Origin of the sequence: Thermohalobaculum sediminis (genome assembly GCF_023487995.1) — a bacterium.
Lineage (GTDB): Bacteria > Pseudomonadota > Alphaproteobacteria > Rhodobacterales > Rhodobacteraceae > Thermohalobaculum > Thermohalobaculum sediminis.
Window position 1 is genome coordinate 86,412 of sequence record NZ_JAMFKN010000007.1, and the last position, 25,951, is coordinate 112,362.

Annotated in this window: 23 protein-coding genes; 8 read left to right on the top strand and 15 right to left on the bottom strand. The window is 69.8% G+C overall.

The genetic code is table 11. The annotated features are described in order from the left end of the window. Positions 1-99: 99 nt before the first annotated feature. From M1105_RS14605 to M1105_RS14645, 9 genes are all read right to left on the bottom strand, one after another. Positions 100-2,076: an AMP-binding protein gene (locus M1105_RS14605; RefSeq protein ID WP_406600628.1), complete on the bottom strand. Its 1,977-nt coding sequence runs from the start codon at positions 2,074-2,076 to the stop codon at positions 100-102. Positions 2,077-2,360: 284 nt separating this feature from the next. Beyond that, positions 2,361-2,819: an Hsp20 family protein gene (locus tag M1105_RS14610; protein WP_249581115.1), complete on the bottom strand. Its 459-nt coding sequence runs from the start codon at positions 2,817-2,819 to the stop codon at positions 2,361-2,363. Between the two features lie 144 nt (positions 2,820-2,963). Next, positions 2,964-3,707 (bottom strand): trypsin-like serine peptidase, encoded by a 744-nt coding sequence (locus M1105_RS14615; RefSeq protein WP_249581116.1) that lies wholly within the window; start codon positions 3,705-3,707, stop codon positions 2,964-2,966. Positions 3,708-3,836: 129 nt separating this feature from the next. Next, positions 3,837-5,150, bottom strand: a complete 1,314-nt coding sequence (gene glcF / locus M1105_RS14620) for a glycolate oxidase subunit GlcF (protein WP_249581117.1) — start codon at positions 5,148-5,150, stop codon at positions 3,837-3,839. Between the two features lie 5 nt (positions 5,151-5,155). Then, positions 5,156-6,331 carry a glycolate oxidase subunit GlcE gene (glcE, locus tag M1105_RS14625; RefSeq protein ID WP_249581118.1) on the bottom strand — a complete coding sequence of 392 codons (1,176 nt, stop codon included), beginning with the start codon at positions 6,329-6,331 and terminating at the stop codon, positions 5,156-5,158. A gap of 56 nt (positions 6,332-6,387) precedes the next feature. Continuing rightward, positions 6,388-7,827, bottom strand: a complete 1,440-nt coding sequence (locus M1105_RS14630) for an FAD-linked oxidase C-terminal domain-containing protein (RefSeq protein ID WP_249581119.1) — start codon at positions 7,825-7,827, stop codon at positions 6,388-6,390. 127 nt (positions 7,828-7,954) lie between these two features. Beyond that, complete coding sequence (gene ptsP / locus M1105_RS14635) at positions 7,955-10,216, bottom strand: phosphoenolpyruvate--protein phosphotransferase (protein ID WP_249581120.1); 2,262 nt, start codon at positions 10,214-10,216, stop codon at positions 7,955-7,957. Positions 10,217-10,295: 79 nt separating this feature from the next. Beyond that, on the bottom strand, positions 10,296-11,549 hold the full coding sequence (locus M1105_RS14640; protein ID WP_249581121.1) for an aspartate kinase: 1,254 nt from the start codon (positions 11,547-11,549) through the stop codon (positions 10,296-10,298). Between the two features lie 165 nt (positions 11,550-11,714). Beyond that, a complete protein-coding gene (locus M1105_RS14645; RefSeq protein WP_249581122.1) occupies positions 11,715-12,152 on the bottom strand; it encodes a DUF1178 family protein in 438 nt (145 codons plus the stop codon). A gap of 143 nt (positions 12,153-12,295) precedes the next feature. On the opposite strand from M1105_RS14645, the gene M1105_RS14650 reads away from it, so the two are divergent. The 7 genes from M1105_RS14650 to phoB all read left to right on the top strand — a co-directional run bounded on the left by M1105_RS14650 (position 12,296) and on the right by phoB (position 19,918). Continuing rightward, a complete protein-coding gene (locus M1105_RS14650; protein WP_249581123.1) occupies positions 12,296-13,642 on the top strand; it encodes an ATP-binding protein in 1,347 nt (448 codons plus the stop codon). Positions 13,643-13,860: 218 nt separating this feature from the next. Continuing rightward, the gene (locus tag M1105_RS14655; RefSeq protein WP_249581124.1) at positions 13,861-14,895 is read left to right on the top strand and encodes a substrate-binding domain-containing protein; all 1,035 of its coding nucleotides are present in this window, start codon (positions 13,861-13,863) and stop codon (positions 14,893-14,895) included. A gap of 79 nt (positions 14,896-14,974) precedes the next feature. Then, the gene (pstC, locus tag M1105_RS14660) at positions 14,975-16,354 is read left to right on the top strand and encodes a phosphate ABC transporter permease subunit PstC (RefSeq protein WP_249581125.1); all 1,380 of its coding nucleotides are present in this window, start codon (positions 14,975-14,977) and stop codon (positions 16,352-16,354) included. A 10-nt stretch (positions 16,355-16,364) separates the two neighbouring features. Next, the gene (gene pstA / locus M1105_RS14665) at positions 16,365-17,651 is read left to right on the top strand and encodes a phosphate ABC transporter permease PstA (protein ID WP_249581126.1); all 1,287 of its coding nucleotides are present in this window, start codon (positions 16,365-16,367) and stop codon (positions 17,649-17,651) included. A gap of 16 nt (positions 17,652-17,667) precedes the next feature. Continuing rightward, positions 17,668-18,441: a phosphate ABC transporter ATP-binding protein PstB gene (gene pstB, locus M1105_RS14670; RefSeq protein ID WP_249581127.1), complete on the top strand. Its 774-nt coding sequence runs from the start codon at positions 17,668-17,670 to the stop codon at positions 18,439-18,441. Positions 18,442-18,470: 29 nt separating this feature from the next. Then, complete coding sequence (gene phoU / locus M1105_RS14675) at positions 18,471-19,178, top strand: phosphate signaling complex protein PhoU (protein WP_249581128.1); 708 nt, start codon at positions 18,471-18,473, stop codon at positions 19,176-19,178. Positions 19,179-19,222: 44 nt separating this feature from the next. Continuing rightward, positions 19,223-19,918 carry a phosphate regulon transcriptional regulator PhoB gene (phoB, locus tag M1105_RS14680; protein ID WP_249581129.1) on the top strand — a complete coding sequence of 232 codons (696 nt, stop codon included), beginning with the start codon at positions 19,223-19,225 and terminating at the stop codon, positions 19,916-19,918. A 27-nt stretch (positions 19,919-19,945) separates the two neighbouring features. Here the strand turns inward: phoB and M1105_RS14685 are convergent, their stop codons facing one another. Then, positions 19,946-20,593, bottom strand: coding sequence for a GcrA family cell cycle regulator (locus M1105_RS14685; protein ID WP_249581130.1), 648 nt, complete (start codon positions 20,591-20,593; stop codon positions 19,946-19,948). A gap of 144 nt (positions 20,594-20,737) precedes the next feature. Between M1105_RS14685 and M1105_RS14690 the strand changes: the two genes are divergently transcribed. Then, complete coding sequence (locus M1105_RS14690) at positions 20,738-21,541, top strand: ABC transporter permease (protein ID WP_249581131.1); 804 nt, start codon at positions 20,738-20,740, stop codon at positions 21,539-21,541. Between the two features lie 6 nt (positions 21,542-21,547). Here M1105_RS14690 and M1105_RS14695 read toward each other — a convergent pair whose 3' ends face one another. From M1105_RS14695 to phnD, 5 genes are all read right to left on the bottom strand, one after another. Beyond that, complete coding sequence (locus M1105_RS14695; RefSeq protein WP_249581132.1) at positions 21,548-22,273, bottom strand: hypothetical protein; 726 nt, start codon at positions 22,271-22,273, stop codon at positions 21,548-21,550. Between the two features lie 109 nt (positions 22,274-22,382). Further along, entirely contained in the window at positions 22,383-23,198 is an 816-nt protein-coding gene (gene phnE / locus M1105_RS14700; protein WP_249581133.1) for a phosphonate ABC transporter, permease protein PhnE, read from the bottom strand. A 1-nt stretch (position 23,199) separates the two neighbouring features. Further along, positions 23,200-24,006, bottom strand: coding sequence for a phosphonate ABC transporter, permease protein PhnE (gene phnE / locus M1105_RS14705; protein ID WP_249581134.1), 807 nt, complete (start codon positions 24,004-24,006; stop codon positions 23,200-23,202). Between the two features lie 10 nt (positions 24,007-24,016). Further along, positions 24,017-24,835: a phosphonate ABC transporter ATP-binding protein gene (gene phnC / locus M1105_RS14710; protein ID WP_249581135.1), complete on the bottom strand. Its 819-nt coding sequence runs from the start codon at positions 24,833-24,835 to the stop codon at positions 24,017-24,019. 81 nt (positions 24,836-24,916) lie between these two features. Further along, positions 24,917-25,867 (bottom strand): phosphate/phosphite/phosphonate ABC transporter substrate-binding protein, encoded by a 951-nt coding sequence (gene phnD, locus M1105_RS14715; protein ID WP_249581136.1) that lies wholly within the window; start codon positions 25,865-25,867, stop codon positions 24,917-24,919. Between the last annotated feature and the right edge of the window lie 84 nt (positions 25,868-25,951).

Below are 25,951 nucleotides of genomic sequence, written 5' to 3' on the forward strand. Positions count from 1 at the left end.
GCGGCGCGGGCTGAGGCCGTGCTCCTCCTCGACCACGGCATAGGTCTGGTCGTCGGCGGCGGCCTCGGCGGTCGGCGGCAGGCTCATCGGCGGCTCTCCTCAGGCGGCCTGTCGCGCGGCCTCGGCGCGCGGGAAGGTCTTGACGTCGCGGATTTCGAGGGTGGCCCTGATCTTGCCCTTGCGCCCGTCCTCGTAGGTCACTTCGGTCTCGGTGTAGATGCTGTCCTTGCCGCCGTAGAGCGCGTCGATCAGGTCGGCGAACTTCTCAGCGATGATGCGCCGGCGCACCTTGCGGGTGCGCGTGAGCTCGCCGTCGTCGGCGTCCAGCTCCTTGTGCAGCACCAGGAAGCGCGTGATCTGGCAGCCCGAAAGCATCGGGTCGTCGGCGAGGCTGCGGTTCGTCTCCTCGATGTTGCGCTCGATCATCTCGTAGACACGCGGATGGGCGGCCAGCTCCTGATAGCTCGAATAGGCGATGTTGTTGCGCTCGGCCCAGTTGCCGACCGCCATCAGGTCGATGTTGACGAAGGCCATGCAGGACGGGCGCCCGTCGCCAAACACCACCGCCTCGAGGATGTTGGGATAGAACTTGAGCTTGTTCTCGATGTATTTCGGCGCGAACAGCGACCCGTCGGCCAGCCGGCCCACGTCCTTCGCGCGGTCGAGGATCCTGAGCTGCCCCGAGCGCTGGTCGAAGAAGCCCGCGTCGCCCGTCGCCACCCAGCCCTCGGCGTCCTTGGTCTCGGCGGTCGCCTCGGGGCTCTTGAAATACTCCTGGAACACGCCGGGCGAGCGGTAGAACACCTCGCCCGTGGCCTCGTCGATGCGGATCTCGACCCCCGGCGTCGGCACGCCCACCGATTCGAGCTCGACCGCGTCGTCGGGGTGCTGCGTGATGAACACCGAGGCCTCGGTCTGCCCATAGAGCTGTTTCAGGTTCACACCGATCGAGCGGTAGAACTCGAACAGGTCGGGCCCGATCGCCTCGCCCGCGGTGTAGCCCACCCGGACGCGGCTGAGGCCCAGATTGTTCTTGAGCGGCCCGTAGACCAAGAGCTCGCCCAGCGCGTAGAGAAGGCGGTCCGCCGCCGAGGGCGTCTCGTGCGCCTTCCTCGCCGCCGCCACGCGCCGCGCGACGCCGACGAAGAAATGGAACATCCGCCGCTTGAGGGGGCTCGCGTCCTCCATACGGATCATCAGCGTCGTCAGGAGCGTCTCGAAGATCCGGGGCGGCGCGAAGAAATAGGTCGGCCCCAGCTCCTTGAGGTCGGACAGCATCGTCTCGGCGCTTTCCGGGCAGGCGACGCAGAAGCCGGTCACATAGGCTTGCCCCATCGAGAAGATGAAATCGCCCACCCAGGCCATCGGCAGGTAGGCGAGCATCGAATCCGTGTCGGTCAGCCGGTCGAACCCGGCCGAGGCCCGCGCCGTGATCAGGATGTTGTCATGCGTCAGCACCACGCCCTTGGGCTTGCCGGTGGTGCCCGATGTATAGAGCATCACGCAGACATCCGAGCCCTTGCCCGCCGCGATGCGCTGGTCGAGCTCGCGCGCCAGCCGGCTCTCGGCCGCGCGCCCCTCGGCGCAGACGTCGCTCAGCGCGTGCAGCGCGGTGTGGTCGTAGTTCCTGAGGCCGCGCGGGTCGAGATAGATGACCTGCGCGAGGTTCGGCAGGCGGTCGACCACGCTCAGCACCTTGTCGACCTGCTCCTGGTCCTCGGCGATGACGAAGCGCGCCTCGGCATGGTCCAGGACATAGGCCATCTCCTCGGCCACGCTGTCCTGGTAAAGCGGAACCGGGATCGCGCCGGCCATCTGCGCCGCCACCATCGACCAGTAGAGATGCGGCCGGTTCGTACCGATGATCGCGACCCGCTGGCCGGGCTCGAGCCCCAGCGCGATCAGGCCCAGCGCCATCGCGCGGGTCTCGCCGGCCACCTCGGCCCAGCTCCAGCTCTGCCAGATGCCGTATTCCTTCTCGCGGCTCGCCGGGAGATGGCCGCGCTCGCGCGCATTGGCGATCAACAGCTTGGGAAACGTGTCGCGGCCTTCGGCCGCCGCCTGCGGAGCCGTCACGGGTCAACCTCCCTTCGGCACCTCGCCCCTTCTTGTCGAGGGGTCCCGCGCCGTCCCTGTCATGCCTGCGCCCTGCCGGTGCGCCCTGCCGGAAAAGTAGATCTCCAGCTCAGAATCGCGGTCAAGGACACAGATTTGAACAAGTGTTCAATTAGTGGGGATCATCCCGCCTTGCAAGCGAAAACGCGCCCGGTTTCCCGGGCGCGCGAAAGAATGTTTCCGTCTCAAGGGCTGTGCGGGACGCGGTATGTCGCCGCACCGCCCCAGTTGGCGCGGTCGGGGCGTCAGCCCTCGATCACCTTGCCCGACTGCGCGCCGGTCGAGATGGCGATGGTGCGGGGCTTCAGCGCCTCGGGCACCTCGCGCACGAGGTCGATGTGGAGAAGCCCGTTCACCAGTTCGGCGCCGCTGACCTTGACGTGGTCGGCAAGCTGGAAGCGCCGCTCGAAGCCGCGCTCGGCGATGCCGCGGTGCAGGTAGACGCGGGCTGCCGCCTCCTCGGTCTCCTGCTTGCGGGCGGTCACCGTCAGGGTCTGGTCCTTGACCTCGACATTGAGCTCGTCCTCGCCGAAGCCGGCCACCGCCAGCGTGATGCGATAGGCGCTCTCGCCGGTCTTCTCGATGTTGTAGGGCGGATAGCCCGGAGCAGGCGCGTCGCCGCTCGTCACCTGGTCGAGCATCTGGGCGAGCCGGTCGAAGCCCACGGTCGAGCGGTAGAGGGGGGTCAGGTCGATGCTGCGCATGGTCTCATATCCTCCGTCGAAGCGATATGCGTGCGGGCCACCCGGAACGGGCTGGCCCTGTCGGTCTGCCGGGCCCGCTGCGCGGCGCCAGGCAGCGTTGAGATGGGGAAACGGCGCGGCGGGGTCAAGAGGTGCCGCGGGCCCTCAGCGCATCGCCGCCAGGACCTCTGGCATCGCGCGGTCGACACGGACGGCGAAGGCCAGCGGCCGGCGCGTCGCCCTGTCCACCCCCTTGGCCGAGATGACGGCGACGATCCGCGGCACGCCGTCGGCGTTCGAGAACACTGGCGAGCCCGACGCGCCAAAGGTCACGTCGCAGTCGAGCACCAGCACCGGCCCGTCCGCGCCCTTGAGCGCGCAGCCGTCCTGCCGCGTCAGGGCATGCGGCCGGTCGCGCCGGTAGCTGATAAGCGTCAGCGCGTCCTCCGCGTCCCGCGGCGGCGCAACCTCGAAGGACGGCGCATCCTGCGCCGCGATGGGCGATTCGAGCCGGATCACCGCAAGATCGGTCCCGATCTGCTCGAAGCCGGGATTGGGGCCGTAGACATAGCCCGGATGGATCGTGATCTCGGCTGCCCGGCGGTTCGCCACCTTCTGCCCGCGCCGCCAGCCGGCGACGAAATGCACGTCATGGACCGGCTGCGGCGCGCCGCTGACCGCCGAGACAACGCAATGCGCCGCCGTGATCACCAGGTCCTCGGCGATCAGCGTGCCGGTGCACATGCCGCTCTCGCGGTAGCCTGCGACATTCACCCGGCCCACGCCGCGCCAGGGGACATGCTCCGGCCCGGTCAGCATCCGCCGCCGCTCGAGGTCGACCGCCTCGACGGGGCGCGCCAGCCCCGTCAGCAGGATCGCCAGCGCCACGAAGAAGACAGCCCACCTCATGCGGTCGAGGCTAGCGCGCCCGGGGCCGGCACGCGAGTCCCGCGGCAACGTCGGGACACCGTTTCATGAAAGGCTTACAACGCCCCCGGCCACGAATTCGAGCGTGAGGGGCCGAGAACATGCCTGCCGTCACTCGGCCGCGATGCCCTCGACCCGGCCGGACAGCGCCTCCGGCGCGGGCCCGCCGGTGGCCCAGTCCAGGAGCTCGGCCGTGTGCACAACCGGCACCCCGGTGCCCGAGCCGATCTGCATCATGCAGCCGATATTGCCCGCCGCGATAACCTGTGGCGCGGTCGCCTCCAGCGTCGCCACCTTGCGCCGCCTGAGCTCGCCCGCGATCGTGGGCTGGAGCAGGTTGTAGGTGCCCGCCGAACCGCAACACAGATGCGCGTCGCGCGGCTCGACCACCGTGAAGCCCGCGGCGCGCAAGAGCTTCTTCGGCGCCTCGGTCACCTTCTGCCCGTGCTGGAGCGAGCAGGCGGCATGATAGGCGACCCTCAGCGGCGCGGCATGGACCGGGTGGGTCAGCCCCTTCATTGCCATGAACTCGGTGATGTCGCGCGTGAGCCCCGAGATGGTGGCCGCGGGCGCCGACATCGCCGGGTCGTCCTGGAACATCCAGCCGTAATCCTTCACCGTCGTGCCGCAGCCCGAGGTGTTGATGATGACGGCCTCGAGCCCCTCGCCCTCGACCTCGCGCATCCAGGCGCGGATGTTGGCGGCGGCGAAGGCGTGGCTCGCGTCCGTCTTGCCCATGTGGTGCGTGAGCGCGCCGCAGCAGCCGGCGCCCTCGGCGATTACCACGTCCCAGCCGTGGCGGGTCAGGAGGCGGATGGTGGCCGCGTTGATGTCGGCGTTGAGCGCCTTCTGCGCGCAGCCGGTCATCAGCGCGACCCGGCCGCGGCGCTCGCCCTGCGCGGGATGCACCTGCGGGTCGTCGTGGCGCGCGGGCGGCTCGATCCGCGGCGGCACGATGTCGAGCATCGCGCCCAGCTTACCGGGGATCAGCGGCCGCACCGGCCGGGCAAGCTTCGCCGCCGCCAGGGCAAGCCGGAAGCGCCCCGGATAGGGCAGGATCATCTGCAGCACCCAGCGCAGCGCCCGGTCGTGCCAGGGCCGGGTGTAGGTCCGCTCGATATGCTCGCGGGCGTGATCGACCAGATGCATGTAATCGACGCCCGAGGGGCATGTGGTGGTGCAGGCAAGGCAGCTCAGGCAGCGGTCGATGTGCTTGACCAGCTTGGCGTCGGCCGGTCGGCCATGCTCCAGCATCTCCTTGATCTGGTAGATGCGCCCGCGCGGGCTGTCGAGCTCGTCGCCCAGAACCTGATAGCTGGGGCAGGTCGCGGTGCAAAAGCCGCAATGCACGCATTTGCGGATGATCGCGTTCGCCCGGGCGATCTCGGGAACGTCGAGCTGGGTGTCGGAGAAGTTCGTCTGCATTGTGGTCAGGCCCTCATCCGGCCGGGGTTCAGGATGCCGGCGGGGTCGAACTTGGCGCGCAGCCCGGCCGAGATGCTGGCGAGCGGCGCTGGCTCGGGCTCGAACACCTCGACGGCGGCGCGGGTCGCGGCGCTCGCGCGGATCAGCGTGGCATGGCCGCCCAGCCGCGCCGTCTCGGCCCGGATCGCGCTGGCGCCCGCATCGCCTGTCTCGGGCAGGCAGAGCCAGACGAGACCGCCGGCCCAGTCGTAGAACGCATCCGCCCCCAGTGCCGTCCGGAGACGCGCGACCGCGCCCGGGGCGTCCGACGGGCGCAGCGACAGGCGCCAGACCGCCCCATCGCGGCCCTTGAAGCGCGCCGCATCGCGGATATCGCGCCACAGCGCCTCATGCGCCTCGCCCTCGACACGGCCCGCCTCGCCGAAGGGGGCGAGCACGCGCGCGAGCGAGGTCGCGCGGTATTCGGCCTGCGCCTCCAGCCCCTCGACCCGCAGGAGCGTCCGCGCGGGCGTGCCATTGCGGGCAGGCAGATGCGCCGCCCCGTTCACGTCGAAGGGTGCGGTCACCGCGGCCGAGAGCGCGGCCGCCGCGCGGGCGTCCTCTAGCCCCTCGAGCACCAGCGTCAGCGCCCGCTCGGGCCGCGGCAGCACCTTGAAGGCCACCTCGGTCAGGACGCCCAGCGTGCCGTAGCTGCCGGCCATCAGCTTCACGAGGTCGTAGCCCGTGACGTTCTTCATCACCCGCCCGCCATTCGCGACCGCCTCGCCCCGGCCGTTGACGAAGCGCACGCCGATCATCGAATCGCGGCAGGCCCCGGCCTGGATGCGCCGCGGGCCCGAGACACCGCAGGCGACCGCGCCGCCGATGGTGGGCTCGCCCGTGCTGCCCAACAGCGCGCGGTGGTCCATCGGCTCGAAGGGCAGGCGCTGGCCCTCGGCGGCGAGCGCGGCCTCGACCTCGGCGAGCGGCGTCCCGGCCGCCACCACCAGCGTGAGCGCGCCCGGCTCGTAGAGCCGGATGCCGGAGATCGCGGCCGTCGAGACCGCGGCCTCGGCCTGCACCGGGCGGCCAAGGGCGCGCCGCGTGCCCCCGCCGGCGATCTCGAGCGGCGTGCGGGCGGCGGCGCTGCCTGCGATCGCCTCGCAGAGTTCGGCCTCGGTGGCGGGAGTGAGGGTGGTCATGGATATCGCTCCGAGTCGCGCGCGGCGTGGCGCGGCGGAAGGGGGCAGGGTGACGGTCAGGCGGCTGTGCGGCGGCTCTCGGAGATCGCGAGCGGAAAGACCTTGGCGGGGTTCAGCATCCATCGCGGATCAAACACGTCCTTCACCGCCATCTGCTGCTCGAGATCGGCGGGGCGATACTGGTGCAGCATCAGGTCGCGCTTCTCGACGCCCACGCCATGCTCGCCGGTGAGGCAGCCGCCGACATCGACGCACAGCCTCAGCAGGTCCGCGCCCAGCGCCTCGGCCTTTTCCAGCTCGCCCGGCGCGTTCGCGTTGAAGATGATCAGGGGATGCAGGTTGCCGTCGCCCGCGTGGAAGACGTTGGCGACTTCGAGACCGTACTGCGCCGACAATTCCGCCGTGCGGCGCAGCACCTCGGGCAGCGTTCCGACCGGCACGGTGCCGTCGAGGCAGATGTAATCGCCCAACTGGCCCATCGCGCCGAAAGCCGCCTTGCGGCCAAGCCAGATCGCCTTCGATTCCGCCTCGGAGGTCGATTCGCGCATCACCATCGGCGAGTGGCGGCCGGCGATCTCCTTGATCGTGGCAAGCTGGGCCTCGATCTCGGCGTCCGAGCCCTCGACCTCGACGATCAGCAGCGCCTCGACATCGAGCGGATAGCCCGCCTTCGCATGCGCCTCGGTCGCGTGGATGCAGGGGCGGTCCATGAACTCGATGGCGACCGGGATGACGCCCGAGCGGATGATGTCGGCCACGCAGGCGCCGGCAACCTCGGAGCTCGCGAAGCCCATCAGCACCGGGCGCGCGCCCTCCGGCGTCGCGAGGATGCGCAGCGTCGCCTCGGTCACGATGCCGAGCTGCCCCTCCGAGCCGCAGATCAGCCCCAGCAGGTCATAGCCCGCAGGGTCGAGATGGGCACCGCCGATCTCGACGACCTCGCCCTCGGCGGTGACCATGGTGACGCCCATCAGATTGTTGGTGGTCACCCCGTATTTCAGGCAATGCGCGCCGCCCGAATTCATCGCGATGTTGCCGGCGATGGCGCAGGCGAGCTGGCTCGACGGGTCGGGCGCATAGAAGAAGCCGTCGCCCTGCACGGCGCCGGTGACGGCGAGATTGGTCATGCCCGTCTGCACCCGGATCACCCGGTTCGGGTAGTCGACCTCCAACACCCGGTTCATGCGCGCGACCCCCAGGATCACGCTGTCGGCGGTGGGCAGCGAGCCCCCCGCAAGCGACGTCCCCGCGCCCCGCGGCACGATCGGAACGCCAAGGCTCGCGCAGATGCGGACGGTCTCGGCCACCTCCCGGGTCGTGCGCGGCAGCGCCACCGCCATGGGCGGGCAGCGATAGGCGGTCAGCGCATCGCATTCATAGGCGATCAGTTCCTCGGCGGCCGAGATCACTCCATCGGCGCCCAGCGCCTCGGTCAGGCGGCGGAGCAGCAGCTCGCGCGCGGCGAGGGCACGGGCATCCGGCTGCGGCATCTCCATGGCGGCGCACCTCTCAGAATTGGTCTGCTTTTCTGACCGGATACCCGAGAGCGCGAGTCGATGCCACAAGATTCCTGCCACACCCCCACCGCGCGGAAAGGATGGAACGCGGCTTGGCCGCAGCCTCTCAGACCGGCAGGTCGATGCCGCGCGCCCAGCCGGTGAGCGCGCCGCGCGCCGACACGGCGCCGGCGCGCCGCGCCGCCTCCATCCGCTCGACGGTCTCGCCAAGCGCCGCCGCGCGCAGGACGCGCCGCACCGGGCCGATCGAGGCCGGCCGCATCGAGAGCTCGCGAAACCCGATCGCGGCAAGCGCAAGCGCCTCGATCGGCCGCCCGGCCGCCTCGCCGCAGAACGACAGCGGCGTCCCCGCCGCCTCGCAGCGCGCGACCACGCGGGCGAGCAGGTCGAGGAACGAGAAGTTCAGCACGTCGTAGCGGCCGCGGACCCGCTCGTTCTCGCGGTCGGCGGCATAGAAGAACTGCATGAGGTCGTTGCCGCCCACCGAGACGAAATCCGCCGTCTCGAACAGCCGGTCGGGCGCGAAGACCAGCGAGGGCGTCTCGAGCATCAGCCCGAGGCGCAAGGTCCCCGGCCGGGGATGGCCAAGGTCGGCGAGGCGCTCGACCTCGGCGAGGAACAGATCCCGCGCCGCATAGAACTCGTCGGCCTCGGCGATCATCGGGAACATCACCGTCAGCGACCGCCCCGCCGCACCGCGGATGAGCGACTGGATCTGCATCCGGAACAGCCGCGGCCGGTCCAGCGCCACGCGGATCGCCCGCCAGCCGAGCGCGGGATTGGGCTCCTCCTCGCGGCGCATGAACGGCAGCACCTTGTCGGAGCCGATATCGAGCGTTCGGAACACGACCTCGCGCCCGCCGGCGGCATCGAGCACCCGCGAATAGAGCCCGGCCTGCACCTCGCGCCCCGGCATCCGGCCCCGGATCATGAACTGCAGCTCGGTCCGGAACAGGCCCACGCCGTCGGCGCCCGACTGCCTGAGCGAGGGCAGGTCGGCAAGGATGCCTGCATTCATCCTCAGGCGCACGTTCATGCCGTCGCGCGTGGTCGCGGGCTGGCCCGCCTCGGCGCGGTAGTGGGCGCGCGCCTCGCGCTCGAGGTCGATCTTCTCGCGGAAGGCCGCGATCACCGTGGGCTCGGGCCGCAGGTGGACGCGTCCCCCATCGCCGTCCACGACGATCGGGTCGCCGGCATTCGCGTCGCGGGTGACGCGCTCGGCCTGCACCACCATCGGGATGTTGAGCGCGCGCGCCACGATCGCGGCGTGGGACGAGAGCGAGCCCTCCTCGAGAACCACCGCGCGGATGCGCCCGGCATGGTCCATCAGCTCCGCCGGCCCGATCGAGCGGGCGACGAGGATCGCGTTCTCGGGCAGCCCCTCGGCCGCGTCGGCGCCGTCGGTAACCAGATAGCGCAACAGACGGTTGGCGAGGTCGTCGAGATCGTGCAGCCGCTCGCGCAGGTAGGGGTCGGTTGCGCGCTCCATGCGGGCGCGGACGGCGGACTGCACCTTCTCGACCGCGACCTCGGCCGAGAGGCCCGACTCGACCGCCTCCTCGAGCCGCTTCATCCAGCCCTTGTCATGGGCGAACATGCGGTAAGCCTCGAAGATGTCGCGGTGCGGCGCCGCGGCGCCAAGGCCGCCGCCCTCGATCAGCCGGTCGATATCGCCGCGCATCGCGGCCACGGCCTCGCCAAGGCGTCGGCGCTCGGTCTCGGTGTTCTCGGCGATCGGGTCGAACACCACGAGGCGGGGCTCGTGCAGGTGCACCACCCCCTCGGCGATCCCCTCCGAGGCCGATGTGCCGATCACCAGGACCGGCCCGATGCGCCGCCCGGGGCCCGTCACCATGCCATCCGAGCCGAGGAAGGCGCCGGCCTCCGCCATCTCGGCGATCACCATGGCGACGACCTCGAGCGCCTCGATCTCGTCGTCAGTGTAATGGCGCGCCGTGCGGTTCTGCACGACGAGGACGCCCATCACCTCGCCCAGCCGCTGGATCGGCACGCCGACGAAGGACTGGTAGATCTCCTCGCCCGTCTCGGGCAGGTAGCGAAAGCCGGGCGTGTTCTGCGCATCCGCCGTGGCCAGCGGCTGCGCGCTCTCGGCGATCCGGCCGACAAGGCCCTGGCCCACCCGCAACCGGACCCGATGAACGGCGTCCTTCCTGAGGCCCTCGGTCGCGCAGAGCTCGAGTGTGCGTTCGTCACGCTTGAGATAGATCGAGCAGACCTCGGCCACCATGTTGGAGGCGACGAGGTAGACCACCTTGTCGAGCCGCTGCTGGCCCTCGCCGGGGCTTGCCATGGCAGCCCGCAGCGTGCGCAGCAGAACCCGCGATCCGCCCTTGTCAGCCGTGGGCATGGATGGCCCCTTCCGCCCCTGCAGAAATGCGCCTCGCACCGGGGGCGGGGGCGTCCGCCCGGCGCGCAGCCCGCGGCCGTCAGCCGCCGTCGAGCCCGAATGTCTTGTGGAGCGTCTGAACCGCCAGCTCCATGTACTTGCGGTCGATCAATACCGATACCTTGATCTCGGAGGTGGTGATCACCTTGATGTTGATCCCCTCGGCCGCCAGCGCCGAGAACATCTTCTGCGCGACGCCGGCATGGCTGCGCATCCCGATGCCGACGATCGAGACCTTGCACACGTCGTCGTCGATCACGAGGTCCTGGTAGCGGATCTCGGCCCGCGCCGCCTCGAGCGCGGCACGGGCGCGCGCGATCTGGTCGGTCGCGGTCGAGAAGGTCATGTCGGTCATGCCGTCGGCGCCGATGTTCTGGACGATCATGTCGACATTCACGCCGGCATCCGCCAGCGGGCCGAAGATCGCGGCCGCGACGCCGGGACGGTCGGGCACCTTGACCAGCGTGAGCTTGGCCTCGTCGCGCGAATGGGCGACACCGCTGACGACGTTCTGTTCCACCAGTTCCTCCTCGTCGCAGACCAGCGTGCCGGGCTTGTCCTCGAAGGACGACAGCACCTGGAGGCGAACCTTGTAGCGCATCGCGAGCTCGACCGAGCGGGTCTGGAGCACCTTGGCGCCCAGCGATGCAAGCTCGAGCATCTCCTCGTAGGCGATGCGGTCAAGCTTGCGGGCGCGGCGCTCGATCCGCGGGTCGGTGGTATAGACGCCGTCCACATCCGTGTAGATGTCGCAGCGCTCGGCCCCCAGCGCGGCGGCGAGCGCCACCGCCGAGGTGTCCGACCCGCCGCGGCCCAGCGTCGAGATCCGCCCGTCCGGGCCGATCCCCTGGAAGCCCGCGACCACGGCGTGCAACCCCTCGCCGAACTTCTTCACCAGATTCTCGGTCGGGATCTCGACGATCCGTGCCGAGCCATGCGCGCCGGTGGTGCGGATCGGCACCTGCCAGCCCATCCACGACCGCGCAGGCACATCCATCTCCTGCAGCACCAGCGCCATCAGGCCCGAGGTCACCTGCTCGCCCGCCGCGACGACCGCATCGTATTCGCGCGCGTCGTAGAGCCCTGCCCCGTTGGTTCCCGGAGGCGCCGCGGCCTCGCGCACATAATCGACCAGCTTGTTGGTCTCGCCCGCCATGGCCGAGACGACGACGGTCACGTCATAGCCGCGCTCGACCTCGCGCTTGACCTTGCCGGCCGCATTGCGGATGCGATCGAGATCGGCGACCGAGGTGCCACCGAATTTCATCACCAGGCGGGGTGCGGCGCGGGTCATGGGCAGCTTCCTGCGGGTGCGACCGCGGCGGTCGCGGCCTTCGCGGCCGGGGTTCACTTCGCGCGGGTCTATAGCGGCAGGGTTCGCTTGCGACAAGGCCCCGGCAACGGCGGCGGTGCCGCGGAACGGGGGTGTTGCCGTAGCGTCAGGCCGGGGCCGGGCGGATCAGTCGTCCCGGCGCCGGATGAAGGGCAGCGGCGCGACGGGTATGCCGTCCTCGACCAGCGCGCGGGCGTCTCCCAGCGTGGCCTCGCCCCAGATCGGGCGCTGGTCCGACTCGCCCTCGTGGATGCGCCGGGCCTCGGCGGCGAAGTCGTCTCCGACGTAATCCGACTCCTGCTCGATCCGGCGGCGCAGCTCGGCCAGCGCGCGCTCGAGCGGCGAGGCGGGGCGGTCGAGCCCGAGCCCGGTCGCGGTGCCGGACTCGGGCGCGGCGCCGCCCGACACGACCGAGGGGGCCATGACCGCCTTGCCGACCTCGCGCTCGCCGCACACGGCGCAGCCGATCTGACCGGCCGCCAGCTGCTCGTCGAATGCCGACGAGTTGCGAAACCAGGCGTCGAAGCCGTGGCCATGCGCGCATCTCAGTGCGTAGCGGATCATCTTTCCATCCCCGGCTGCCGCGGCCCCGCGCGGATCGTCGCCTCTATATGAAGCTCCGATGACGGCAATTCCAGTTAATCGCGCGACTCGGGCTGTGATATGCTGCGGAAAAACCGATCCAAATCAGGCGAGGCGTGCAGGGCGTGATCCATTCGCGCAATCTCGATGTGCTGGCCGCAGGCGTCGGCGCCGCGGCCGCCGCGCTTGGGGCCGGCGCGGCTGCGGCACCGCTGCCGGTCGCGGCGCTCGCGGCGGCGGCGGGCGCGCTCGCCGGAAGCTGGCTGACGGGGGCGTGGCCCGCGCGTCGGCCGGGCGCTGCCGCGGCGCCCCCGGTGGGCCCCGTGCGGCCGTCGTCGCGCTCGCGGGGGGCCGCGGCACTGCCGGGCGGAGCGCCCGCGATCCTCGAGCACATGCCGCATGGGGTGCTGCTGGTCGATGCCGCGGGCCGTGCCGTGTTTCTCAACGCCAGCGCGCGGCGCGTCTTCGGCACCCTGCCGCCGCCCCCCTTCCCGGCCGCCGCGCTGCGCGTGCCGCGCCTGCTCGAGGCGATCGACGCCGCGCGCGACGGCGGCCAGGGCGATGCCGTCGAGGGCCCCGTCGATTTCCGGCTGACACGGGCGGCCGAGCTCGACCTCGCGGCGCATGTGATCGCACTCGACGCGGCGCCCGACCCGGCGACCGAGGCGATCCGCGTGCTCGTGGTCATCGAGGACCGCACCCAGACCCGCCGCGCCGAGCAGCTGCACCGCGATTTCGTCGCGAATGCGAGCCACGAGCTCAAGACCCCGCTCGCCGCCGTCTCGGGCCTGATCGAGACGCTGACGGGGCACGCGAAGGACGACCCCGAGGCTCAGGCACGGTTCCTCGGCATGATGGCGGCCCAGACCCAGCGGATGAAGCACCTGATCGAGGACCTGATCTCGCTCAACCGCATCGAGATCAACGAGCGCGTCCACCCGCGCACGCCCCAGCCGGTGACGCGGATCCTGCACGAAGCCATCGAGTCGCTGCGCCCCGTGGCGGATGCAGCAGGCATGCGGATCGTCGCGCCCCCGCCCGACGACCTGCCGACCGTTCCCGGCAACCGCGAGGAGCTGTGCCAGGTCTTCGTGAACCTGATCGAGAACGCGCTGCGCTACGGCCGCCCCTCGCCCGAGGTCCGTGTGAGGCTGCTTGCGGACGATCCCGACCGCCCGGGCATGCTGGGCGTCGCCATCGAGGACGACGGCCCTGGCATCGCCCGCGAGCACATCCCGCGACTGACCGAGCGGTTCTACCGCGTCTCGGCCTCGCGCTCGCGCGAGCGCGGCGGGACGGGGCTGGGGCTCGCCATCGTCAAGCACATCCTGAACCGCCATCGCGGCCAGCTCGCGATCGAAAGCGCCCCAGGGCTGGGCGCGCGCTTCACGGTGTGGCTTCCGGTGGCCGAGCCGGCGAGCCGCCCCGCGGCGGCCGGGGCGCCGCAGCTGCGGCTGGCCTCGGGCGGCTGAACGTCCATCGCCCCAGTGTCCCGCCGCGACGCCTTGTGCCGTGGGAGAATGGGCCCCTTGAGATGACGTGACAGCATCATCAAACTGTCATCAAACTGTTGTAAGCGGCGTCTAGGCAGGCCCCCACGGGAGGCACGGAACCTCTCGCGAGCGACTCACCAGGCACGCGGCCGCCCCCCGGGACGCCGGTGCCGGCAACGCAGGACTGGAGACACCCCGTGACCAAATTCAGCATCGGCATGGCGGCCACCGCCATCGCGACCCTCGCCATGGCGGGAAGCGCCGCGGCCCGCGACCAGATCCGGATCGTCGGCTCCTCGACCGTCTTCCCCTACACCCAGGCGGTGTCGGAGGAATTCGCCAACAAGACCGGCCAGGCCTCGCCCGTAGTCGAGTCGACCGGCACCGGCGGCGGCATGAAGATCTTCTGCGGCGGCATTGGCGAGGGTCATCCCGACATTACCGGCGCCTCGCGCGCGATGAAGGCGTCCGAGTTCAAGCTCTGCGCCGAGAACGGCGTGGACAGCATCACCGAGGTGCTGATCGGCTTCGACGGCCTCTCGGTCGCCCACGCATCGAGCGCGCCCGAGATCGACGTCACCAAGGCCCAGCTCTTCCTCGCGCTCGCGGCCGAGGTGCCTGTCGAGGGCAAGATCGTCCCGAACCCCTACACCAAGTGGAGCGAGATCGACCCCGCCCTACCCGACGCCAAGATCCAGGTGTTCGGCCCGCCCCCGACCTCGGGCACGCGCGACGCCTTCGTGGAACTGGTGATGGAGGAAGGCTGCGCGACCTTCGAGGCCGTCGAGGCGCTCGAGAAGGACGCGAAGAAGTCGGTCTGCCAGCGCATGCGCCAGGACGGGCCGTTCATCGAGGCGGGCGAGAACGACAACCTGATCGTCCAGCGCCTTCAGGCCGACCCCAGCGCGCTCGGCATCTTCGGCTACTCGTTCCTGTTCGAGAACTCGGACACGCTGAAGGCCGTCGCCATCGAGGGCGTGGCGCCGAACGAGGACACCATCGCCTCGGGCGAGTACGGGATCTCGCGCCCGCTGTTCTTCTACGTCAAGAACGCGCATCGCGGCGTGATCGCGGGCCTCGACGAGTTCATCACCGAGTACGTCTCGGAAGCGGCGATGGGCCCTGGCGGCTACCTCTCCGACCGCGGGCTGATCCCGCTCGGCGACGAGCGCCGCAAGGCGGTCCAGGACGCGGCGCTTGCCGGCAAGAAGATGGACGCCCCGGGCGCCTGAGCCCGATCCGAACCCCGCGGCCGGCGCCAGCGCCGGCCGCATCCCGCGCGCGAGCCGCGCCCCCCGCCCGGAAGCTCCGATGATCGGCTACCTCTTCCTCCTGATCCTCGTCGCCGCCATCGCGGGGTACGTCGTTAACCGTCAGGCCGCACGCAGCCAGGCATTCGGGAGTGGGGCGCGGTTTCACTCGCTGCCGGGATTTCACGGGGCGTATGCTCTGCTGCTGACCGGCCTGCCCGCCTTCCTGTTCGTCCTCGTCTGGCTGACCTTCGAGGGGCCGATCGTGGACGCCGTGGTGATGGCCTCGCTGCCCGCCGAAGGCGTCGCCGGCCTCGACGCCGGCAAGCTCTCGCTGATCGAGGCCGAGGTCAAATCCATCGCGGCCGGCAACGTGTTCGGCGAGCCCGAGCCCTGGAAGTTCGCCGCCGCCGAATACTACACCAGCCTGCGCGGCACCTTCCGGGCCGCGCTCTGGATCTCGGTGCTCCTGGTCTGCGGCATCGGCCTCTACATCGCCCGCCGACGCGTGGCCGCCGACTTCCGGGCGCGCCATCGCGTCGAGGAGATCACGAGCTGGATCATGATCGCCTGCGCGGGCGTCGCGATCCTGGTAACGGCGGGGATCATCGCCTCGCTGATCTACGAATCCGTGCGCTTCTTCGAGCGCGTCCCGGTCGCCGAGTTCCTGTTCGGCCTGAACTGGGAGCCGCAGATCCCGCTTCGCGAGGACCAGATCGCCGGCGCCGGCGCCTTCGGCTGGCTGCCCGTGTTCCTCGGCACCATCGTCATCACCGTGGTCGCCCTCGTCGTGGCGGTGCCAATCGGGCTTCTGTCGGCCATCTATCTCAACGAGTTCGCGAGCGCGCGCGTGCGCAGCATCGGCAAGCCCGTGCTCGAGATCCTCGCCGGCGTGCCGACGGTCGTCTACGGCTTCTTCGCGATCCTCGTGGTCGCGCCCGCCATTCGCGGCGCGGGTGCGGCCGCGGGCATCGACGTCTCGCCGAACACGGCGCTCGCGGCGGGGGGCGTGATGGGCATCATGCTGATCCCCTTCATCTCGTCCTTCGCCGACGACGCCCTCTCGGCGGTGCCGCGCAGCCTGCGCGACGGGTCGCTCGCGCTGGGCGCCACGCGCGGCGAGACGATGACCAAGGTGCTGTTCCCGGCCGCGATCCCCGGCATCGTCGGCGGCGTGCTGCTGGCCGTCAGCCGCGCCATCGGCGAGACCATGATCGTGGTGATGGCCGCGGGGCTGATCGCCACGCTCACCATCAACCCGCTCGACTCGGTCACCACGGTGACGGTGCAGATCGTGACCCTGCTGATCGGCGACAGCGAGTTCGACAATCCCAAGACGCTCGCGGCCTTCGCGCTCGGGCTCATGCTGTTCATCGTGACGCTGGCGCTCAACGTCCTCGCGCTCAGGGTCGTGCGCAAGTACCGCGAACTCTATGACTGAGGATCGCCGGATGTCCGAGACCGCCATCGCCCACAGCGTCGACTGGAACGAGCCCGCGCGACTCCGCGGCATCGCCCGGCGCCACCGCCGCGACCTTCGGCTAAAGGCGATTGGCGCGGGCGCCCTGGGCCTTGCCGCGCTGATGCTGCTGATCCTGGTGGGCTCGCTCGTCTACAACGGTGCGCTGGCGTTCCAGCAGACCCATGTCACGCTCGAGTTCGAGATTTCGGCAGATCATGTCGATCCCGCGAAACCCGAGGCCGGGAACTACCGCGCGATCACGCGCGACGCGGTGTTCCGACTGTTCCCGGACGTCACCGGGCGCACCCAGCAGCGCGACCTCGCCAACCTCATCAGCAACGGCGTGCAATACGACCTGCGCGACCGCGTCGTGGCCGACCCCTCGCTGATCGGCTCGACCCTCACGCTCGACGTGCTGGTGTCGGACCCTTATGACCAGCTTGCCAAGGGCGCGATCGACCGCGCGACGCCGGCCGAGAACCGCCGGCTCGGCGACGCCGAGATTGCCTGGTTCGACCGTCTCGACGCCGAGGGGCGAATCTCGAAGCCCCTCAATCTCGGTCTGATCCTCAATGCGGACAGCCGCTTCCCCGAGCAGGCGGGGCTTGCCGGCGCGCTCTGGGGGTCGTTCTACGCGCTGATGGTCTGCTTCCTGCTGTCCTTCCCCATCGGCATCGCGGCGGCGGTCTATCTCGAGGAGTTCGCGCCGAAGAACCGGCTCACCGACCTCATCGAGATCAACATCAACAACCTCGCCGCCGTGCCCTCGGTCGTGTTCGGCCTGCTGGCGCTGGCGGTGTTCCTGGGATGGTTCGGGCTGCCGCGCTCCTCGCCGCTGGTGGGCGGCATGACGCTCGCGCTGATGACGCTTCCCACGATCATCATCGCGACCCGCGCGGCGGTGAAGGCGGTGCCGCCCTCGATCCGGGAAGCGGCGCTGGGCGTCGGCGCCTCGAAGCACCAGGTCGTGCTCGACCACGTGCTGCCGCTGGCGATGCCGGGAATCCTGACGGGCACGATCATCGGCATGGCGCAGGCGCTGGGCGAGACCGCGCCGCTCCTGCTGATCGGCATGAATGCCTTCATCACCCAGGCACCTGACAGCGTCATGTCGCCCGCGACCGCGCTGCCCACCCAGATCTTCATCTGGGCCGACAGCCCGGAGCGCGGCTTCGTGTCGCGCACCTCGGCGGCGATCTGCGTGCTGCTGGTGTTCCTGATCGCGATGAACAGCCTCGCGGTGCTGCTGCGCAAGCGCTTCGAGCGGCGCTGGTAACGAGGACGAGCGGAGAATGCAAAAGATGGCCACCGCCACCAAGATCCGCGCCCAGGGCGTCGACGTCTTCTACGGCGAGACGCAGGCGATCCGGAACGTGTCGATCGACATCCTCGCCAACGCCGTGACCGCCTTCATCGGGCCGTCGGGCTGTGGCAAGTCGACCTTCCTGCGCTGCCTCAACCGGATGAACGACACGATCGACATCTGCCGCGTGAAAGGCGAGATCACCCTCGACGGCCAGGACATCCACGCGCGCGAGGTCGATCCCGTCCAGCTGCGCGCCCGCGTCGGCATGGTTTTCCAGAAGCCCAACCCCTTCCCCAAGTCGATCTACGACAACGTGGCCTACGGGCCGCGCATCCACGGCCTTGCCGCCACCAAGGCGGATCTCGACGGCATCGTCGAAGGCTCGCTGCGCCGGGCCGCGATCTGGAACGAGGTGAAGGACCGCCTCGCCGAGCCCGGCACGGGCCTCTCGGGCGGCCAGCAGCAGCGTCTCTGCATCGCCCGCGCCATCGCGACCGCGCCCGAGGTCCTGCTGATGGACGAGCCCTGCTCGGCCCTCGACCCCATCGCCACCGCCCAGATCGAGGAACTGATCGACGAGCTGCGCGAAAGCTATTCGGTGGTGATCGTCACTCACTCGATGCAGCAGGCCGCGCGGGTGAGCCAGAAGACGGCGTTCTTCCACCTCGGCTCGATGCTCGAATACGGCGACACCGCCAAGGTGTTCACCAACCCCGATCACGAGAAGACGCAGGCCTACATCACCGGCCGGTTCGGCTGAGACGGCACAGACGGAGAGGCAGTAGACCCATGAGCAGGCACATCGTCACCTCGTTCGAGGAGGAGCTCCAGGCCATCAATGCCCGCATCTCCGAAATGGGCGGACTGGCCGAGGAGGAACTGGGCATGGCGCTCGAAGCCGTGCGGCTGCGCGACGCCGATCTCGCGCGGCGGGTGATCGCCTCGGACAACCGGCTCGATGCGATGGACACGCGGCTCGAGCATGACGCGATCCAGATGCTCGCGCTGCGCCAGCCGATGGCGAACGACCTGCGCCAGATCGTGGCCGCCCTCAAGGTATCCTCGACGCTCGAGCGCATCGGCGACCTCGCCAAGAACATCGCCAAGCGCACCCAGATCCTGGTCGAGGGACAGCCGCTGAAGGTCACGGGCTCGATCCTCAGGATGGGCAAGCAGGTGCAGCAGCTGCTCTCGGAGGTGCTGGACGCCTACACCTCGCGCGACACCGCGCTCGCCGTCACCGTCTGGAAGCGCGATGTCGAGATCGACGAGATGTACAACTCGCTGTTCCGCGAGCTGACCACCTACATGATGGAGGACCCGCGGGTCATCTCGCTCTGCTCGCAGCTTCTGTTTGTCGCCAAGAACCTCGAGCGGATCGGCGACCACGCCACCTTCATCGCCGAGATGACCTACTTCGTGGTCGAGGGCAAGCCGCTCGGCGACGACCGGCCCAAGGGCGACCCGCTGGGCGAGATGCCCGGCATTCCGGATTGAGGGCGCAGACAATGGACGTCGTCGCGACGAAGGAAGGCTGGAGGATGTCGGCACGGATCCTGGTGGTGGAGGACGAGGAGGCGCTCGCGGCGCTTCTCGACTACAACCTCGGCAAGGAAGGCTTCAACGTGCGCGTCGCGGGCGACGGCGAGGAGGCGCTGATCGCCATGGAGGAGGAGAAGCCCGACCTCGTCCTGCTCGACTGGATGCTGCCGCGGCTCTCGGGGATCGAGATCTGCCGCCGCATCCGCGCCCGGCCCCAGACCCGCGACATTCCGGTCATCATGCTGACCGCCCGCGGCGAGGAGGAGGACCGCGTCCGCGGCCTCGACACCGGCGCCGACGACTACCTCACCAAGCCATTCTCGGTGCCCGAACTGGTCGCGCGGGTCCGCGCGATCCTGCGCCGGACGCGGCCGACGCTTGCCGCCGATGTTGCGACCTTCGGCGATCTGGTGCTCGACCGCGAGACGCGACGCGTGCGGCGGGGCGAGCGCGAGGTGCATCTGGGTCCCACCGAGTTCCGCTTGCTCGACTGCCTGATGCAGCGGCCGGGGCGGGTGTTCTCGCGCGAGCAGCTGCTCGACCTGGTATGGGGACGCGACGTCTATGTCGAGGCGCGCACCGTGGACGTCCATGTCGGGCGCCTGCGCAAGGCGCTGAACGCGCGTGGCGAGCGCGACCCGATCCGCACCGTGCGCGCGGCGGGTTACGCGCTCGACGAGACCTATTCGTCGTAACGGCGCCGCCGCGGCCGGCGGAGCGCCTCAGCGCATCGCGCGGCCGCGGTCGCGCCGGGTCGACATCGGCTGGAACGCGACCAGCACGTGGTGCTCGCAATACGGCTTGCCGCTGACCGAGGGCAAGCCGCAGAAGTGGAAATCATCGTCCGTCGGGTCGCCGATCGGCCATTTGCAGGTCCGCTCGGTAAGGTCCAGCAGGTCGAGGCGGCGGGCCATCTTCTCGATCTCGGCCAGCGTCTCGCGCGCCTCTTCCTCCTCGGGCGTGGGCGGGCCCGGGGGGCGCGGCAGCGTGGCGTCGCGGATCGCCGGCTCGCGGCGGGACTGCTCGGGCGACGCGGCCTCGGCTGCCGCCTCGGGCGACGGCCTGCCGGCCGGCGCCGCGGCCGCAGCGGGCGCAGGGGCATCGGCGGGATCGGCCGCGGCCGCCGCCGCCGCCCGCCCCGACACGCCGTCTCCGGCCGGCCGCGCGGCGGCGGCGGCCGGACGCGCCGGCGGGTCCTCGGCAGCGGTCTGCGCGCCGCCGGCGACGCGGTTCGACAGGCCCAGCCGATGCACTTTGCCGATGACCGCGTTGCGGGTCACGCCGCCCAGCTGCTTGGCGATCTGGCTCGCGCTCATACCGTCGGCCCACAGCTCCTTGAGCTTCTCGACCCGCTCGTCGGTCCAGGACATTCGGAACTCCTTCGTGGTGGCGGAACCGGGCGCCGGGCGCTTCCCGCAGACCCCGGCGCGCCCGGCTGATCGGACTGGACCTATTGTAGGCACTGGCTGGCGCGTTACAAGTCGCCCCGGAGAGAGCAACCAGCGGAGACGGCGATGGGTGGCGAGGAAAGCATGGGCGTGCGCCGCTTCGGCGCGGTCAACTGGCTCGGGCTCTGGACGCTCTACAAGCGCGAGGTGCTGCGGTTCGTGTCGGTCTACAGCCAGACGATCCTCGCGCCAATGGCCACCTCGGTGCTGTTCATGATCGTGTTCACGCTCGCCTTCTCGGCGCGGCGTGGCCCCGTCGAAGGCGTGCCGTTCGAGATGTTCCTCGCGCCCGGCGTTCTGATGATGGCGGTGATCCAGAACGCCTTCGCCAACACCTCATCCTCGGTGCTCATCTCGAAGGTGCAGGGCAACATCGTCGACACGCTGATGCCGCCGCTGTCGCCGGGCGAGATCCTCACCGGCTATGCGCTGGGGGGTGCCACGCGCGGGCTGGCCTGCGCGATGGCGATCGGCGCGCTGATCTTCCCGGCCGTCGGCGTCGGCCTCGCAGCCCCCCTTTGGGCGCTGGCCTTCGCGGTGCAGGGCTCGCTCATGCTCGCGCTGCTGGGTCTGCTGGCGGGGATCTATTCCGAGAAGTTCGACCAGATGGCGGCGATCACCAACTTCGTCGTCACGCCCCTGTCGTTCCTCTCAGGCACCTTCTACTCGATCCGCGTCCTGCCCGAGCCGTTCCTGACGCTGAGCCACCTGAACCCGTTCTTCTACCTGATCGACGGGTTCCGCCACGGCGCGCTGGGCGTGGCCGATGCCGACCCCTGGCTGGGCCTCGGGGTGACGACCGCGCTCAATGCCGCGCTGTGGTGGCTGGCCTACCGCTGGATCGCGACGGGCTACCGGCTCAAGAGCTGAAGGTCCTCACTCGGCCGTCCGCAGCACCAGCCGCGCGCCCGCCACCCGTGCGCCGCCGCCCACCGGGGCCGCGAGACCGATCTCGACCCGCTCGCCCTCGGCTGCCGCGACGGTGCAGGACATGCGCGCGGGCGGCTCGCGGAACTGGTTGAAGGCGCCCTCGAAGCACAGCTCGACCGCCTCGCCCCGGCGCGAGACCGCCTCGAGGCTGCCGACGCCCGACCTCCCGGTCAAGCTCCCAGGGGCATCGGCGAACTCGATCTCGGCCGAGCCCGAGACGGCGATCGCCAGCGCAATCCCGGCGTCGACCGAGGCGCCGGCGAGCCGGTTGCCGGACGCCTCGCCGAGCAGGGTTCCGGGGATCAGGGGATCGGCGACCAGCCGCGTGCGCAGGGTCGAGCGGCGCGAGCTGCCGGCGTCGTGCGACTCGACCAGCTCGACCACATGCGTGCGCCCGGCCTCGGCAGCGAACAGGCAGCTTGCCTTCGCCATCGCGATCCCGGCGACTCCGTCGCGGATCGAACGCGCGCAGGGCGCGCCATCGACCAGCACGGTGGCCGTGACCGAGCCGCCCGAGGCGAGCTCGGCGACCGCCGATCCGGTGATCATCACCGCACCGCCGCCCTCGACGGTGAGCCGGTCCGAGATCGTGCCGAGCCCGGTCGCGTAGGTCTCGGCAGCGGCGGGCGCGGCGATCGCCATGGCCGCCGCGCAGATGAGGGGGAATCGCATCTGGCACCTCCGTTTGACTGCCCGGAGGATAACGTCGCCGCACCGCTCGACCAAGGGTTGTGGCCGGAGCGTCGCGACTTGCCACCCGCGTGCAGGCGGCGCCGGGGCCTCAGATGATGGCGTGGCGCACGCGCGCCGAGACCCACTCGCTGAACACCACCGTGCCCAGGATCACGATCAGGATCATCGTGACCTGCGGCCAGGCCAGCACGTTGAGCGACGCCTGCAGCTGCAGGCCCAGCCCGCCCGCGCCGACGAGGCCCAGCACCGCACTCTCGCGGATGTTGATGTCCCAGCGAAAGACCGAGATGCCCCAGAAGGCCGGCGCGATCTGCGGCCAGTAGCCATAGGTCAGAAGCTGCGCGCCGGACGCCCCCGTGGCCTCGATCGCCTCGATCTGCGTGGCATCGGTCTCCTCGATCGCCTCGTAGAGCAGCTTGCCCACGAAGCCGATCGAGCGGAGCGCGATCGCGATGATGCCGGCCAGAAGGCCCGGTCCCAGGATCGATACCAGCAGGAGCGCCCAGATCAGCGAATTGATCGAGCGCGACGCAACGATGATGAACAGCGCCGCTGGCCGCGCGAACATCGCACTCGGCGTCGTGTTGCGCGCCGCCATGAAGGCCACCGGCGTCGCGATCGCCACGCCCAGCATGGTGCCCAGCGTGGCGATGTTGATGGTGTCCCACAGCGGCAGCCACAGCTTTTCAGCATAGCTCCAGCGCGGCGGGAAGGCGCGCGCGCCGATGTCGGCCGCCTGGCTCGGGGCATCTGCGACGAAGGCCCAGATCGTGTCCTTCGTCATCACCTGCCAGCACCACACCGTCAGGGCGACGACCGCGAACCATCCGAGCCACATCAGGAGGCGGGCCCTCGGCGTGCGAAGCTGCCAGACGGGCCCGCGTGCAGTCTCGGTCACCGGCATGTCACTGCACCCATTTGCGGATATGGCTCGAGGAATATTCCGCCGCCATCACGATGGCGATGATGATCAGCAGGACGGCCCCGGCGCTGTCGTATTCGTAGCGATCGATCGCGGTGTTCAGCGTGGCCCCGATCCCGCCCGCGCCGACGATGCCGATCACTGCGGATTCCCGGAAATTGATGTCGAAGCGGTAGAGAACGAGGCCGATCAGCCGCGGCATGACCTGCGGCTGCACCGCGTAGTTCACCAGTTGCCACCACGAGGCGCCGGTGGCGCGGATCGCCTCGGCCTGCGCCTCGTCGATGTCCTCGATGTCCTCGGCCAGCAGCTTCGACAGGAAGCCGATGGTCGCAAAGGTCAGCGTCAGGAACCCGGCGAAGGGGCCGAAGCCGAACATCGCGACCAACAGGATCGCGATGATGATCTCCTGCAACGAGCGGCTGAGCGCGATGATGCCGCGGCAGAGGTAGTAGACCGGCCGCGGCGCTAGGTTGCGCGCGGCGCCGATGCCGATGGGCACCGAGATGATCACTCCCGCGACGGTCGCGGTCATGGTCATCGTCAGGCTCTCGACCAGGCCCTGGCTGATGTCGCGCCAGCGACTGGTGAAGTCGGGCTGCAGGAAACCCAGAACGAAGCGCCAGCCGCGGTCCAGCCCCTCCCAGACGCGCGCCCAGTTGACCTCGACCGACCCGACCGCCAGCACGAGGTAGACGAGGATGCCGGCGTAGAGGGCATAGCGCAGCCGGGCGTCGCGGATCATCGTGGGCGGGCGACGCCACGTGCGGGGATAGGTGGTCACGGACATCGCGGGCCCCTCAGACCATGCCTGCCATGCGCTCGGCGGCGTCGCGCTCGGCGGCGTCGTCCTCCTCGGCGGCGCGGCGCATGGCGGTCCAGTCCTCCTCGCCATAGATCCGGGTCAGCACGTTCTCGTCGAGCGCGGCGGGGTCGCCGTCGAACACCACCTCGCCCGCACGGAGCCCGATGATGCGTTGCGTGAACTGCTGGGCCAGCAGCACGTCATGGATGTTGATGATCGCGGGGAGGCCGCGCTCGGCGCAGATTTCGACGATCAGGCGCATGATCTGGCGCGAGGTCTTGGGGTCGAGCGAGGCCGTGGGCTCGTCGATCAGCAGAAGCTCGGGATCCTGAGCCAGCGCCCGCGCAATGCCCACGCGCTGACGCTGCCCGCCCGAGAGCGCGTCGGCGCGCTTGTCGGCATGGCTCATCAGCCCGACCCGGTCGAGCAGGCGAAAGGCGTTCTCGATGTCCGTCTCGGGAAAGCGGCGCAGGAAGCTGCGCCAGAAACCGACATAGCCAAGCCGCCCGGAAAGCACGTTCTCCATCACCGTCAGGCGCTCGACCAGCGCGTATTCCTGGAAGATCATCCCGATCCGCCGCCGCGCGCGCCGCAGCCCCGCGGCAGGCAGCGCGGTGACGTCGAGATCGTTGAGCAGAACCCGCCCCTCGGTCGGCTCGACCAGGCGGTTGATGCAGCGGATCAGGGTCGACTTGCCCGCGCCCGACGGGCCGATGAGCCCGACGACCTGGCCCTTCGGGACGGTGAAACCCACGGCCCTGAGGGCCTTGTCGCCGGTCTTGTAGGTCTTGGTCAGCGCGTCGACGGTGAGCATCCAGCCCTCGGGTCACTTTGGAGAGAAAGAAACCGGGCGCGGACGGATTTGCCCGCGCCCGGCACTGTCAGGCTTGATACGTCAATTGCACGTGTAGGAGACGCCCGAGGCCTCGTCGATCTGCCGGATCACCGCCCAGTTGTCCTTGAAGGTGATCGGAATGAACTGCGCCTCGCCCGATTTCGCGAACTCCTCGGCCAGCTTCGAACCCTCCCAGGGGAAGGTGAAGAAGGCTTCCTTGATCTTCTCCTGCAGCTCGGGCTTCAGGTTGTGGGCGATGCCATAGCCGGTCGTCGGGAAAGTCTGCGACTTGTAGACAATCTTGAGCTGGTCCTCGGTCACGACGCCGCGTTCGATCATGCGCGCCTTGACCGAGTTCGCGATCGACGCGGCCGGGTAGTCCTTGTTCGCGACGCCCAGGATCGAGTTGTCGTGCTTGCCCGAGAAGACGGCCTCGAAATCCTTGCCGGCCTCCATGCCGAATTCGGCCTTGAGAAGGGCCGAGGGCGCCTTGAAGCCCGAGTTCGAGGTCTCGGAGGTAAATGCGAGGCTCTTGCCCTTGATGTCCTCGACCTTCTCGATGCCCGAGCCCGGATAGGTGATGATCTCCATCTCGTAGCCGAAGCTGCCGTCGGCCGAGGCCATCATCGTGAAGGGCCGGAACCCCGCGCAGGCGACCGCGAGCGGGTTCGAGCCGGTGTTGAAGCCCGCGATGTGCAGCCGTCCCGCCCGCATCGCCTCGATCTGGGCGGCGTTCGACTGGACCGGGAAGAACTGCACCTTCTTGCCGGTCAGCGTCTCCATGTGCTCGAGGAAGCCCGCCCAGACCTCGGCATAGACGGCCGGGTCCTCGACCGGGGTGTAGGCGAAGATCAGCGTGGACGGGTCGACCTGCTGGGAGGGGTCCGAGGGGATGTCGGCGATCAGGTCGCCATCGGCATCGGTGTAACGGCTGTCGAGCTTGAATTCTGCGAGGGCCGGCGTGGCGGCCAGAACGAGGCCGGCGGCGACTGCGGACACGATACGTTTCATGGGTTGCTTCCTCTCCCGGGATTTCAGCCGTTTTGCGGGATATTGGAGCAAGATTTCGACCGGGTGAACAAAATTCGACACTTT

Bases quoted from the DNA above. Each gene is read 5' to 3' on its own strand.
- glcF (WP_249581117.1), bottom strand. From the start codon at position 5,150: ATGCAGACGAACTTCTCCGACACCCAGCTCGACGTTCCCGAGATCGCC.
- M1105_RS14695 (WP_249581132.1), bottom strand. From the start codon at position 22,273: ATGCGATTCCCCCTCATCTGCGCGGCGGCCATGGCGATCGCCGCGCCC.
- phnE (WP_249581134.1), bottom strand. From the start codon at position 24,006: ATGTCCGTGACCACCTATCCCCGCACGTGGCGTCGCCCGCCCACGATG.
- phnC (WP_249581135.1), bottom strand. From the start codon at position 24,835: ATGCTCACCGTCGACGCGCTGACCAAGACCTACAAGACCGGCGACAAG.
- ptsP (WP_249581120.1), bottom strand. From the start codon at position 10,216: ATGCCCACGGCTGACAAGGGCGGATCGCGGGTTCTGCTGCGCACGCTG.
- M1105_RS14640 (WP_249581121.1), bottom strand. From the start codon at position 11,549: ATGACCCGCGCCGCACCCCGCCTGGTGATGAAATTCGGTGGCACCTCG.
- phoB (WP_249581129.1), top strand. From the start codon at position 19,223: ATGTCGGCACGGATCCTGGTGGTGGAGGACGAGGAGGCGCTCGCGGCG.
- M1105_RS14610 (WP_249581115.1), bottom strand. From the start codon at position 2,819: ATGCGCAGCATCGACCTGACCCCCCTCTACCGCTCGACCGTGGGCTTC.
- phnE (WP_249581133.1), bottom strand. From the start codon at position 23,198: ATGCCGGTGACCGAGACTGCACGCGGGCCCGTCTGGCAGCTTCGCACG.
- M1105_RS14690 (WP_249581131.1), top strand. From the start codon at position 20,738: ATGGGTGGCGAGGAAAGCATGGGCGTGCGCCGCTTCGGCGCGGTCAAC.
- phoU (WP_249581128.1), top strand. From the start codon at position 18,471: ATGAGCAGGCACATCGTCACCTCGTTCGAGGAGGAGCTCCAGGCCATC.
- glcE (WP_249581118.1), bottom strand. From the start codon at position 6,331: ATGACCACCCTCACTCCCGCCACCGAGGCCGAACTCTGCGAGGCGATC.
- pstC (WP_249581125.1), top strand. From the start codon at position 14,975: ATGATCGGCTACCTCTTCCTCCTGATCCTCGTCGCCGCCATCGCGGGG.
- M1105_RS14615 (WP_249581116.1), bottom strand. From the start codon at position 3,707: ATGAGGTGGGCTGTCTTCTTCGTGGCGCTGGCGATCCTGCTGACGGGG.
- pstB (WP_249581127.1), top strand. From the start codon at position 17,668: ATGCAAAAGATGGCCACCGCCACCAAGATCCGCGCCCAGGGCGTCGAC.
- phnD (WP_249581136.1), bottom strand. From the start codon at position 25,867: ATGAAACGTATCGTGTCCGCAGTCGCCGCCGGCCTCGTTCTGGCCGCC.
- pstA (WP_249581126.1), top strand. From the start codon at position 16,365: ATGTCCGAGACCGCCATCGCCCACAGCGTCGACTGGAACGAGCCCGCG.
- M1105_RS14685 (WP_249581130.1), bottom strand. From the start codon at position 20,593: ATGTCCTGGACCGACGAGCGGGTCGAGAAGCTCAAGGAGCTGTGGGCC.
- M1105_RS14630 (WP_249581119.1), bottom strand. From the start codon at position 7,827: ATGGAGATGCCGCAGCCGGATGCCCGTGCCCTCGCCGCGCGCGAGCTG.
- M1105_RS14645 (WP_249581122.1), bottom strand. From the start codon at position 12,152: ATGATCCGCTACGCACTGAGATGCGCGCATGGCCACGGCTTCGACGCC.